This window comes from Lentzea terrae (assembly GCF_003265345.1).
In the GTDB taxonomy this organism is placed as follows: domain Bacteria; phylum Actinomycetota; class Actinomycetes; order Mycobacteriales; family Pseudonocardiaceae; genus Lentzea; species Lentzea terrae.
In genome coordinates, this window is the sequence record NZ_QFWW01000021.1 from 148,222 (window position 1) to 160,391 (window position 12,170).

The 12,170-nt window shown below is 67.0% G+C and carries 8 protein-coding genes and 2 pseudogenes; 7 read left to right on the forward strand and 3 right to left on the reverse strand.

Annotation, left to right across the window (positions count from 1 at the left end):
- Position 1: 1 nt before the first annotated feature.
- Together DI276_RS26070 and DI276_RS26075 are read left to right on the forward strand one after the other, a co-directional pair.
- Complete coding sequence (locus DI276_RS26070; RefSeq protein ID WP_198680909.1) at positions 2-3,442, forward strand: AAA family ATPase; 3,441 nt, start codon at positions 2-4, stop codon at positions 3,440-3,442.
- A complete protein-coding gene (locus tag DI276_RS26075) occupies positions 3,439-4,455 on the forward strand; it encodes a DNA double-strand break repair nuclease NurA (protein WP_232836919.1) in 1,017 nt (338 codons plus the stop codon). Before DI276_RS26070 ends, DI276_RS26075 begins: the two co-directional genes overlap by 4 nt.
- On the opposite strand, the gene DI276_RS26080 is transcribed toward DI276_RS26075, so the two are convergent.
- The 3 genes and pseudogenes from DI276_RS26080 to DI276_RS26090 all read right to left on the reverse strand — a co-directional run bounded on the left by DI276_RS26080 (position 4,447) and on the right by DI276_RS26090 (position 7,788).
- Positions 4,447-4,653 carry a hypothetical protein gene (locus DI276_RS26080; protein ID WP_112267914.1) on the reverse strand — a complete coding sequence of 69 codons (207 nt, stop codon included), beginning with the start codon at positions 4,651-4,653 and terminating at the stop codon, positions 4,447-4,449. The genes DI276_RS26075 and DI276_RS26080 overlap by 9 nt on opposite strands.
- Positions 4,654-4,889: 236 nt before the next feature.
- Positions 4,890-6,421, reverse strand: a pseudogene (locus tag DI276_RS26085) (ISL3 family transposase).
- 89 nt (positions 6,422-6,510) lie between these two features.
- Entirely contained in the window at positions 6,511-7,788 is a 1,278-nt protein-coding gene (locus DI276_RS26090) for an IS256 family transposase (RefSeq protein WP_408610583.1), read from the reverse strand.
- Positions 7,789-7,954: 166 nt separating this feature from the next.
- On the opposite strand from DI276_RS26090, the gene DI276_RS50225 reads away from it, so the two are divergent.
- The 5 genes and pseudogenes from DI276_RS50225 (at position 7,955) to DI276_RS26110 (ending at position 11,966) form a co-directional block, all read left to right on the forward strand.
- A complete protein-coding gene (locus tag DI276_RS50225; RefSeq protein WP_332874709.1) occupies positions 7,955-8,128 on the forward strand; it encodes a transposase domain-containing protein in 174 nt (57 codons plus the stop codon).
- Between the two features lie 93 nt (positions 8,129-8,221).
- Positions 8,222-8,770, forward strand: a complete 549-nt coding sequence (locus DI276_RS50230) for a hypothetical protein (protein WP_157984946.1) — start codon at positions 8,222-8,224, stop codon at positions 8,768-8,770.
- Positions 8,679-9,365: a transposase gene (locus DI276_RS26100; protein ID WP_157984947.1), complete on the forward strand. Its 687-nt coding sequence runs from the start codon at positions 8,679-8,681 to the stop codon at positions 9,363-9,365. Before DI276_RS50230 ends, DI276_RS26100 begins: the two co-directional genes overlap by 92 nt.
- Before the next feature lie 268 nt (positions 9,366-9,633).
- Positions 9,634-10,865 (forward strand): annotated as a pseudogene (locus DI276_RS26105) (IS110 family RNA-guided transposase).
- Positions 10,866-10,952: 87 nt separating this feature from the next.
- Positions 10,953-11,966 (forward strand): hypothetical protein, encoded by a 1,014-nt coding sequence (locus DI276_RS26110; RefSeq protein WP_112267920.1) that lies wholly within the window; start codon positions 10,953-10,955, stop codon positions 11,964-11,966.
- The last annotated feature ends 204 nt before the right edge of the window (positions 11,967-12,170 follow it).

The following is a 12,170-nucleotide window of genomic DNA, read 5'->3' on the forward strand; positions in this document are numbered from 1 at the left end:
CATGCGGCCCGTGCTGCTGGAGATGGACGGATTCGCGTCGTTCCGCGAACGTGCCGAGGTGCGGTTCGACGAGACCGACTACTTCGCGTTGATCGGTCCGACAGGTTCCGGGAAGAGCACTGTCATCGACGCGATGACGTTCGCCTTGTACGGCTCTGTGGCGCGATGGGATCACGAGGGGATGGTCTCCCCGGCCCTGGCGCCCACAGTCAACCGGGGCGTCGTGCGCCTGGTCTTCGACGTGGCCGGCGCTCGCTACAGCGTTGCGCGCGAAGTGCGCCGTTCAGGCGGGAAGAATCCCGGCGTCGGCGTGAAGAGCGTCCGGCTGGAGAGGTTCGCCGACCCGGCCGCACTCGGTGACCCTGACGACGACACGGTGGTCCTCGCTTCGGATCGTGAGGTCAACGGTGCGGTCGAGAAGTTGCTCGGACTGACGTTCAAACACTTCTGCGCCTGTGTGGCTCTGCCACAGGGGGAGTTCGCCGAGTTCCTGCACGCCAAGGCCAGCGACAGACAACGAATCCTGGTGAAGCTGCTGGGGTGGGAGGTCTACGACAGGATCGCCCGCGGTGCCGGCGGACGCGCTGCGGAACAGCGTCAGCGCGCCGAGACCCTGACCGGTCAGCTCGACGGCTACGCGGACGCCACCGACGAGGCTGTCGCAGACCTGGCCGGCCGCGTCGCGGCGCTCGCCGGCTTGAACGGCCGCGTGGCCGCCGCACAGCCGGCTCTCGCTGCCGCCGCCGCGTCGCACCGTGCCGCTACGGAGAACGTCCGGCGGCTGACCGCAGACCGCACCCAGCTCATGCAGGTCGCCATTCCAGCCGACATCGCCGGCCTTGAGAAGAGTCGCCGTGCCGCAGTCGACACGCACACCGCTGCTGCCCAAGCGCTGGAGGAAGCACAGAGCGCCGATGATGCCGCGCGCATCGCGGTTCAGGCGGCGCCCGCCCGGTCCGGGCTGGAGCAGACTCGGCGGCTGTGGAACGAGCTGGCCGACGTCACGAAAGCCTTGCCGGACTTGGAGAAGACACAGCAGCTTGCTGAGTCCGAGACGCGCGTTGCGGACGCAGCTGTGCGGCACACGGAGGCTGCTGCCACACGTGCTCGCACGGCCTCCGACGATGCACGTCGCATTGCTGAAGAGGCCGAGGCGCGAGCCGACAGCGTTCGATCGGAACACGATCGCCTTGCCGAGGTGAAGGCTCCTGAAGGTCTTGCTGACATCGCCGCCGCCAGTGAACGCGCCGCACAGCTCACCGCGGCCGCGTCCGCCCGCCTCGCCGCAGCCGAGAAAGCCGACGTGGACACCCGCAACGCGCTGCTCACGATTCCCTCCGCCGCCTCGCTCAACGACGCACGCCGGTATGCCGGCGAACTCCACGAACCCTGCACTGCTCAGCTCGCTGCTTCCACTGAATTCGCCGCACAGCAACGGAAGCTCGCACAGGAACGTACCGATCTCGACAACGCCGCAGCCGCACTCGCCACCGCACAGCAGTCAGTCGACGACATCGAGCGCACAGACCGGGCGCTTGCCTTGCGCACACACCTCACCGTCGGCGCGCCCTGCCCTGTTTGCGAGCAAGAAGTCCACGCTGTGCCGACATCCGCCGCGAGCGCGTCGATAGCCGCCGCCCGCGCACAACTCGCCGCGGCCGGTCGTGACCACGAGGTCGCGGTCGACGCCGTGCGAACGCTGGAGCGTGTCGTCGATCGAGCGGTCGATTCGCGGACGCGCGCGCTCAGCGGAGCGGAGCTGGCGCGGCGGGCGTTGATCGCGGCGATCCCGATCGTGTTGGATGCCGCGTCGGTGTTGGACATCGAGACCGTTCTCGACAGCCCGCTTTCCGCCGAAATCTCCGACAGCGATCTGGAACGGACGGCTCTGGCCGCGAGGTCGGTCGCGGAACGCGTCGACGAGGTGGCGGACGTACGAACAGCTGCCGAAGCGCGCGTCGCCGACGCAGCCGGCGAACTGACCGCAGCCAAGGCGGATCGCGTTGCGGCACAACAAGCCGTCGACAAGGTGCAGAGCACGGCGGCCGCCGCGCGTGAGGAGCTGCGCAGGACCCGAGACACCCTCGTCGTGTTCGGAGTCCCGCTGGTCGACGAGACCGACGTCTGCGCCGGATGGAACGAGCTCGCGACCTGGGCCCGCGAACAAGCCGGTGAGCGCGCCGCCGTCCTGCCCGAGCTCGACCAGATCGCCGAGTCGGCATCAGCTTCCAGAGTCACCGCGGCGACCGACCTCGAAAACGCCGTGGCCGAACTCGAACGATGTCGTGCCGCCGCCACAGATGCGAAGGTGGCGCAACAGGACGTGACGACGAGACTTGAGAGTCGCACGGCTCGCCGCGACGAATTGGTGACCCTGCTGGTCGACGGACCGTCCGAAGAGGATGTTGAGCGCAAGCTCGAGTGGCTCGGCGAGCTGGAAGCGGACGTTCGTCGAACCGACGCGGACTTCCGGACGGCACGAGCTGAAGTCGCCCGTGTGACCAATGAACTCCGTGCAGTCGAGCAGAAAGTGGTGCAGGCGCGGCGAGAACTCTCGCGAGCCCGCGACCCGCTTGCCTCCTTGGGCGCGCCACAACTGGACGGCGACGACCTGCTCACCGCGTGGACGACGCTGGTGGACTGGGCCACAGCACAGGCTCACACGCTCGCCGAACAGCTCGACGAGGTCACCGCCATGTCAACACAGGCCGAGCGGACGCTCATCCAGGCCGAGCAGGCGCTGCGCGACGACCTGACCGGCTTGGGCGTGGAGTTCGACGAAGTCGCAGTTCCCGATGTACCGCTGGCGGAACGCGCCTCGGTGCTGGTGGCGACTGCTCTCGCTCGAGCGGAAGGCGAGCACCATCGGGTGACGGAACGCGTCGTCGCAGCCACCGCACTCCGTTCGGAAATTCAGACCGCGCAGGACGAGGCACGGGTGGCGAAGCTCCTCGCTGACCTCATGCGTTCGGACGCGTTCCAGCGGTGGCTCGTGGCCAGCGCGATCGACACCCTCGTCGAGGAGGCTTCAGCGTCGTTGTTCGAGCTGTCGGGCGGCCAGTTCGACCTCTGCCACGTCGACGGCGCGTTCCACGTCATCGATCACAACGAGGCGGACTCCCCAAGGCCGGTCAAGACGTTGTCCGGCGGCGAGACGTTCCAGGCCTCGCTGGCGCTTGCGCTCGCGCTGTCGTCGCAGATTCGAGCGCTCGCCGTCGACGGCGCCGCCGAACTCGACTCGATCTTCCTCGACGAGGGCTTCGGCACGCTGGACGAGGAGACGCTGGACACCGTGGCGTCCACCCTGGAGAACCTCGCCACATCCCGCTCCCGGATGGTTGGCGTCATCACCCACATCAGCGCGCTCGCGGAGCGGGTACCGGTGCGATTCCTGGTCACCCGTGACGCCACCAGTTCGCGCGTCGTCAGGGAGGCGCTGTGAGCCCGGGCCAGACCACCACGACGTCGCCGATGCGGTTCAGCGTCGACGGTTGGGACGTCGGCTACGGCACCGCTATGGAGATCGAGGATCTCACCGAGTCGCGGTCCGAGGTGCACCTCGACGTCGAGGTGCCCGAAAGCGAGTGGCGCCCCATTGGCCCGACCGCGGTCACGGCTCCGGACGCGGTGCTGTTCGTTGACGGTGTGCGCCGGATCGACGCCCGCGTTTGGATCAACGAGATCGGCGGGGAAGCGGACACCGCGGCGACGATGGGCATCTGCGCCTCGTATGCCGCCGGTGTCGTGTGCTGCCACGCCGATCGCGCGCACGTCAGCGAGTTCAAGGTCCGCCGTGGCGTGTTCAGCACCGCACCGCACGCAGCGGACATCCCCACATCCGCCGGTACTTACCAGGCCCGCCACACGGAGTCCCGCCCCGAAACCCCGCTACCCGTGGCGCTGTCGTCGGAACTGCAGAGGCGGCTGGCCGAAGTCGAGGTGGAGACAGCCGTAGCCGCCCGAGACGCACTGGCTGATCATGGCTTGCAGAACGACCTGCTGGTGATCGATGGTCCTCTACGCGACCGCAGCCATCTCAACCGCGCTGTCGGCTACATCAAGAGCCACCGCTCCACCTATCTACCGGCGCAGCTCAACGCGCTGGTCGCGAACCTGACACCCGGTCAGCGCACACCGGTGTTCCTTCTCGGCACCAGCTGGGAGCGGCGCACCTGGTACCTGCGACTGCCATGCGAGCCCGGCGCGCCGTGGGCAGGTGTTGTCCGGGTGGAGGCGTCGGCGGGCCGGCCTCTCGACGAGGTGATCGCACTGGCGAATCTGACGCAGACCGTGTTGTGCCGGTTTGCCTCTGCTGAGTACAAGGACTCTCGCGCGCCTCAGAACCTGTATCCGATCGCGGGCTTGGAGAAGGACCTGCGGCACAAGCTCGGCGACCAGCAGATCATGTACCGGGCGCTGCGGACAGCGGCGATGCGCAACCGCCTGTCAGGCTGACTTGCAGTCCTCCTGGTACACGAAGTCCGGGCCGACGTGCCGGGTCCGCTCGGCCTGGTCGAGCCAGCGCCGGGCACTGACGCAGGCCTCGTCGGTGAGCTGGTCGCGGATGTACCGCAACCGCGACAGGTCCCACAGCAATACCTCGCCGGAGTTCGATCCGGTGGCCAGCAGCCGTGCGTCCCGGCTCAGCGTCACGACATCGACGAGTCCTTTGTCGACGGTCAGCGGTGGGCCAATGCGTGAGTACGAGCGGCATTACAACGAGCACCGCACCCACCGATCCCTCGCCGCCGCAGCACCCTTGCGAGCCCGACTACAACCCCTTGGACCTGACCGGATCGAACGCCTCGCGGTACTCCGACGGAACCTGTGGGGGGTCTGTCAAACACGAGCGGCTCTGGCTCGTAGTCGGTGGTGACGTGGAGTGGCAGTCAGGGCAGAAGGATGCGGTGGCGGAGAAGGTCGAATCCGGCGCGTCCGTGCATCTGTCTCATGATCCTCTTGGTGCGGGTGTTGACGCCTTCGGTGCGGCCGTTGTGGTAGGGCAAGGTGATGGCACCGTCCACAGCGGACCGGTCGATCTCGAGACCGTTGGTGAGTCTGCGTAGATGCGGCAGATCGACGGCGCGGGCCTGCGCGATCCACTCGGTGAGCTTCACGTCGTTACCCGCGGCCGGTGTCAGCAGTGCGGCGAAGCCGCGTACCAGACTGGCGAGTGCGGTCATCTCTGGGCAGGCTGCGGCGATTTTCTCCAGCAGGGCCGTGTCCTTCGGGCGCAGGTTCGCGGGTTTGGTGAGCAGGAGGCGGCTGGCGTGACGGGAGGTCGTGACGGGGCGGTCGCCTTCGGCGCGGCCTTGGTTGAGGTAGCGGACCAGCAGGTTGGCGCTGCCGGTGTAGCCCAGTTCGCGGATCTCCGCGAGCAGCCGGGTGACAGGGACCGCGGGATCGGCCGTGCGGCGGGCGCGCAGATGATCACGGTAGGGGTCGACCAGGGTCGGGCGGTAGGTCGGGGTGATGCGCAGGGCTTGAGGTTCTGGCATGCGGGCGTTGCGTTTGACTGTGTTCAGGGCCACGCCGAGGCGGCGGGAGCAGTCGAGCAGACCGACGCCTTGACCGAGGAGATCGTGGACCTTGTTCCAGCGTTCGCGCGTGGTCTGCTCGTGAACGCCGCCAGGACGGGGCGGGTTGACGGTGGCCCAGCATCCGGCGTGCGCGCGGACCTCGAGCAGGACCCTGTCACAGAGATTGCGCCACAGGTGCCATCGTCACTGACCTGCACCGCGTCGGGCAGAGCTCGGCGGACAGCCTCGGCGTAGGTGGCCGAGCCGTCCCGGCACACGACCTCGACACCGGGATGCTCGCGCAGCCACGACTCCAGGGTGGCCGCGTCGCGACCAGGCAGGACCTCGACCCGCCGGCCGGTCTCGGCATCGATGATGATCGTGGCGTAGCGCTGGCGGCGACGCAGAGCGAAATCGTCCACGCCGATCACCCGCGGAATCTCCAGTCGGGGCAGCGGCAGGCACCGCAGACGGCGCAACGCGGTGCTACGGGACACCGGCACAGCGAGCAGGCCGGCCAGGCGTGCTGCCGCCCGGCCGCACAACTCCTGCGCCACATGGGATATCTGCCGGACAAGCCGCACCGTGCGGCGCTGATGGCGTTGCAGCAGGCCGGGAATCTGCTCCCGGAACGTCTGCCGTCGACAACCCAGGGCCGGACAGACCAGCCGCCGTACGCGCAGGCGGACGACGACCTGGCGGTCATCGACCGGCACGTCCTTCACCATCCGCTGGTGATACCCGTGCACCTTCGCCGTCACGGTCCCGCAGTCTGGGCAGGGTATGGCCACATCCCGAGTGCGGGCCGTAACCACCACCATGCCGCTGCCCTCCGTCACGTCCTCGATAACCAACGCTGACAATCCGGAGAACACCGTCCCCACAAGGGAATCGACAGCCATCACAAGATCATGATCGCGAACGGTTACTCGACGTCACCACCGACTACGGGCCAGAGCCAAACGAGCGGTGTATCTCGGGTTGAAGGAGACTACTTCCGTCCGGCGGCCAGGCGGCCGTCGAAGGCGATCTCGAACGCGTTGAGCGCGGGTTTCCACCGCATGGTCCAGCGTTTGCGGCCGGTGCCGGTCGGGTCCAGGCTCATGATGGCCATGTAGACGCATTTGAGCGCGGCCTGCTCGTTGGGGAAGTGCCCGCGGGCTTTGACGGCGCGGCGGATGCGGGCGTTGACGCTCTCGATGGCGTTGGTCGAGCAGATCACCCGGCGGATCTCGGGGTCGAAGGCGAGGAACGGCACGAACTCGGCCCAGGCGTTGTCCCACAGGCGAACGATCGCCGGATAGCGGGCGCCCCACGCGTCGGTGAACTCGGCGAACCGCTCGCGGGCGGCGGCCTCGGTCGGCGCGGTGTAGACCGGCTTGAGGGCCTTGGCGATCGCGTCCCAGTGCTGCCGGCCCGCGTAGCGGAAACTGTTGCGCAGCAAGTGGACCACGCAGGTCTGGGTGATCGTCTGCGGCCAGACGGTGGTGATCGCGTCCGGCAACCCGGTCAGCCCGTCGCAGACGACCATCAGCACGTCGGCCACGCCGCGGTTCTCGAGCTCGGTGAGGACATGCAGCCAGTATTTGGCGCCCTCGCCGCCGGCCCACAACCCGAGGATGTCGCGCCGTCCTTCGCAGGTGACCGCGAGCGCGACATAGATCGGCCGGTTGGCGACCTGACCGTCACGGATCTTGACGTGGATCGCATCGATGAAGATCACCGGGTACACCGCGTCGAGCGGCCGGTTCTGCCATTCGACCATGCCCTCGACCACCTTGTCGGTGATCGTGGAGATCGTCTGCCGCGACACCTCGGCACCATAGACCTCCGCCAGATGCGCGGAGATCTCACCGGTCGTCAAACCCTTGGCCGCCAACGAGATCACCATCTCGTCCACGCCACCCAGACGCCGTTGCCGCTTCGCGACGATCTTGGGCTCGAAGCTGGCGTCGCGGTCGCGCGGCACGTCGATCTCGACCGGGCCGACGTCGGTGAGCACGGTCTTGGACCGGGTGCCGTTGCGCGAGTTGCCGGTCCCGCGGCCAGCCGGGTCGTGCTTGTCATAGCCGAGGTGATCGGTCATCTCACCCTCGAGCGCGGACTCCAGCACCAGCTTGGTCAGCTGCTGCAGCATCCCGCCCTCACCGGTCAGCTTCAGCCCGCTGGCCTTGGCGCTGCTCAGCAACTGCGCGACGAGCTGCTCATCCAGGCCATCCAGGCCGCTCACGGGCTTCGAGTCCTCGGCGTTCTCCACGCCGGACATCATGTCGGTCATCAGATGCACTTCCATGATCGGGAGTTACACCAATGCCACGTAGTTAGGCGGCCGTGCCGGCTGTCAAGCCGTTGGGCGAGTGGGTGGCCGACGGACAGATGTGGTCCCTCAAGATCATTACGTGGTGGAGCGTGGTGAGGTATCGGGTTCGGTGTTTGTGGCTGGGCATCTGGGAGAGTTGACGCAGGTGATCACGCCTGCGCTGGTGGACGAGGTGCTCGGCGTGACCCGGCGAGTGCAGCGCCGTGTGCGGAAGCTGCCATCGCGTGTGGTGATCTACTTCGTGCTCGCGTTGTCCTTGTTCGGCTCGGATGGGTACCAGGGCGTGTAGGCCGCGTTGACCGCCGGTCTCGTTGGCGGGCAACGGATGTCACCGTCGGAGGCCGCGTTGCGCCATGCTCGCAGGCGGGTCGGCTCGGCTCCGTTGGCACTGTTGTTCGATCGGCTGAAGGGGTCGGTGGCGGGCTCGACGTGTCGCGGATCGTGGTGGCGTGGGCTGCTTGTGGTCGCGTGGGATGGCACGGGATTGGCGGTCGCCGACGCGGCGGAGACGGCTGGGTTCTTCGGCCGGAAGGTGAGTTGTCATGGTCCTGGCAGCTATCCGGCGCTGAAGTTGTCGGCGCTGGTGGAATGTGGGACCAGGGCGTTAATCGACGTGGTGTTTGGCCCTCACGACATGCCGGAACCCGAGCAGAACACCGTGCTGTGCCGATCATTGCGGCCCGGCATGCTGTTGCTGGCTGATCGGGCATCCGATGGCTATCCGTTGCTGTGCAAGGCCGTCGCCACCGGTGCCGACGTGTTGTGGCGGATCCAGAACAACCGGACGCTGGCTGTGCTGCGCACCCTTCCCGACGGCTCCTACCTGTCCATCGTGGCCGATGTCCGTGGACGGGACCGGTTGCGCTACTGGGCTCGCCACCCCCCACGCGGTCCGGCCCCAGGTCGACGGCATCACTGTCCGGGTCATTGATGCCACCGTCACCGCGATCAACGCCGACGGCCGGGCCAAGAGCGGAACCGTGCGCCTGATCACCACCTTGCTGGATCCAGAGACCTACCCAGCGCAGGAACTCGTCGCTCTCTGTCACCAGCGCTGGGAAGCCGAGACGGCATTCCACGGCCTCAAGGTCACGCTGCGCGGCAGCGGCCGAGTTCTGCGCTCTCGCACCGTCGACGGTGTCCGGCAGGAGCTGTTCGGACTGCTCGTGGTCTATCAAGCCGCCCGCCGCGTCGCCGCCGATGCCGCGGACTCCGCCGGCCTCGATCCCGACCGGATCTCCCTGACCGTCGTCCTGCGCACCACCCGCCACACAGTGATCAACGCTCACACACCCGTTCCCGGTCGAAGCGATGAGTCGTGTCCACGGATCCGAGCCGCAGCGCTGGACCCTCGTGCTCTCGGTCCCGCCGAGCGTCGCACCCGGATCTGGCCCCGACGGATCAAACGACCGATCTCACCCTTCGCCTACAACAAGTCCAAATGGGACCAACCCATGCGACAGGTAACCATCACCTCCACCATCGCTCCTCCCACCGGACGGTTGACGGGTGGCTCGGCCGCTTAACTACGTGGCATTGGGAGTTACACCGCTCGTTTTACAGCGGGGAATGTCCGCTGGCGCGGTCGCCGATGAGGACTGAAAATTGGTGGGCGGTCGGCCCGATGACGTCGTGGGACTGTGGTGCTTCGAGCCCGTTTTACAGCGGGACGCCGGGGCCGTGCCACAGGCGCTGTTGACTGTTGCCTCGAGCACGCGACTCAGACTCTTCCTGGCCTGTGCGGCCCCTCGGGCCGATCGTCCTGTTCGGACGGAAGGAGGAGGTGATGCGGTCATGGACACCGTGGTGCAGCGGTGCGCGGGGCTGGACATCGGCAAGGCCGACCTCAAGGCATGCGTGCGTATTCCAGGGAAGGGCCGTAGGCGGACGCAGGAGATCCGCACATTCGCCACGACCACTGCGGGGTTGCTGTTACTGCGAGACTGGTTGGGGGACAACGAGATCAGCACGGTCGGTATGGAGGCCACGGGGGATTACTGGAAGCCGGTCTATTACATGCTCGAGGACTCGTTCGACACGCAGCTGCTCAACGCCCGGCACATGCGCAACATCCCGGGCCGCAAGACCGACGTGTCAGACGCCGCCTGGATTGCCCAGCTGATCGAGCATGGCCTGGTCAGGCCGAGTTTCGTGCCGCCACCGCCGATTCGCAGGCTGCGGGACCTGACCCGCTACCGCACCTCGGTGGTGCAGGAGCGTACCCGCGAGATCCAACGGCTGGAGAAGGTCCTCGAGGACGCGGGTATCAAGCTGACCACGGTCGCCGCTCACACCCTGTCGGTGTCGGGTCGGGCGATGATCGACGCGCTGATCGCCGGCGAACGCGATCCGAATGTGCTGGCCGACTTCGCACGGGCGCGGATGCGGGCGAAGATCCCGGCCCTGCGTGAGGCGTTGATCGGACGGTTCAGCGATCACCACGCATTCGTCTGCCGAACGATGCTCGACCGGGTCGACGCCGCCGAGGCCACCATCGCCAGCCTCACCCAGCGCATCGAGACCGAGATCGCGCCCTTTCAGGCCGTTGTCGACCGACTGGACAGCATCCCTGGGGTGAGTACCCGCATCGCCCAGGTCCTCGTAGCCGAGACCGGCGCGGACATGACCAGATTCCCCACGGCCGCGCACCTGGCGTCCTGGGCGGGCATGTGTCCGGGCAACCACGAATCCGCGGGCAAACACTACGGCGGCGCCACCCGTCGCGGTGATTCGTGGCTGCGTGGCGCTCTGGGCGAAGCCGCCTCCGCGGCGTCCCGGACCAACAACACCTACCTGCAAACCCGATACCGGCGCCTCGCCGGCCGCCGAGGCAAGAAACGGGCGCTCGTCGCGGTCGGCACAGCATCCTGATCGCCACCTGGCACATGATCACCGACGGCGTTGACTACCGCGACCTGGGCCCAGACCACTTCCTCAGCCGCGGCGACCCCAGCCGCCACACCCGCCGACTCGTCGGTCAACTCCAACAACTTGGCTTCCGGGTCACACTCGACCCAGCCTCATGAGGGCTATTTTCGACTCAGACCCGGTCAAACCGATGGCCCAATTTTGGCACCCCACAAGGACCTTCGTCACTGTTGCCATCGACGGGGATGCGAGTAGAGCTGTGGGTGACTGGTGGAATAGGGTGTGGGAGGAGGGCTAGAGTAATGCCAACGACAATCAGACGCATTGTCGCAGTAGTGTCGGCCGTTGTGCTGGTGGTGTTGGTGACGTCGCCAGCGGATGCGGTTTCGCAGGTGCGGCCGTGGCGGGTGGTCGATCTCGGTATCGATGGGTTCGCCATCCCCCACGCCATCAATGATCGTGGGCACGTGGTGGGTGAGATCTACTCGCCAGGGCACACGCGGGCGTTCTTCTGGCGGGACGGCAAACTGGTGGATCTCAACGTCGGCGGAGTGGAGAGCGCCGCGTTCGATGTGAACAACCAGGACGCGGTTGTCGGCTACCGAACTAACGAGCGCAACGAGCCCCGGGCGTTCCTGTGGCAGAACGGTAGGACCACGGACCTGGGCGTCCTGCCGGGTGGTTGGGTGAGCACCGCCACCGCGATCAACGATCGGGGTCTGGTGGTCGGTTCGAGCAATGTCGCCGACAACTACGGTGAACACGCATTCCTGTGGCGGAACGGTGTCATGAGCGACCTCAGCAACGAACCGTACTCGGGCGCGAGGGACATCAACGACGCGGGACAGGTCGTCGGCAGCAACGGTGCTGGCGCCTGCTACTGGTGGCACGGCCAGACCAAGCAGCTGCCGGCCGGCGCGTTCGTCGCCACCGGCAACAACGCCTTCGGCGCCATCACCGGCATCCACTACGTCTCCGGCGGCCTGCAGTCCGGGTTTGTGTGGCTGCCATGGGGGCAGTACATCGCGATACCGAAGCCGCCCTCTACGGACCCTGCGTGGGATTTCCTGACGCCGGAGAGCATCAACGACCGCATGCAGGTGGTCGGGTCGTCGCACCTGGGCGCATGGGTGTGGGAGCACGGCCAGGTGACAATCCTTCCCTCCGACAGCACGGACGCGTGGGCGTTCGACATCAACGAACGGGGTGACATCACCGGTCTCGGCAGCTCGCGGCACGCGGTGATCTGGACTCGTTGACCTGAAGCCGATTCTCCGGTGGGGCAAGCGCCGGTCGTATTCGGCCCGTTCGGTCTCGCCGAGCTGTCTGACATCGGTGAGCGAGATTCTTAGGTTCCTCACTGAGATATCCCCATGCGCCTTTGCCTGGATGGACGTGGTTGTCGGCGCGCACAAGGGTCCGCTGGGCGTGTGACGCCATGCCGGTGCGGCATTTGATCGTCT

Bases quoted from the DNA above. Each gene is read 5' to 3' on its own strand.
- DI276_RS26070 (WP_198680909.1), top strand. From the start codon at position 2: ATGCGGCCCGTGCTGCTGGAGATGGACGGATTCGCGTCGTTCCGCGAA.
- DI276_RS26090 (WP_408610583.1), bottom strand. From the start codon at position 7,788: ATGATGTCCGGCGTGGAGAACGCCGAGGACTCGAAGCCCGTGAGCGGC.
- DI276_RS26100 (WP_157984947.1), top strand. From the start codon at position 8,679: ATGTCCGTGGACGGGACCGGTTGCGCTACTGGGCTCGCCACCCCCCAC.
- DI276_RS26110 (WP_112267920.1), top strand. From the start codon at position 10,953: ATGCGAGTAGAGCTGTGGGTGACTGGTGGAATAGGGTGTGGGAGGAGG.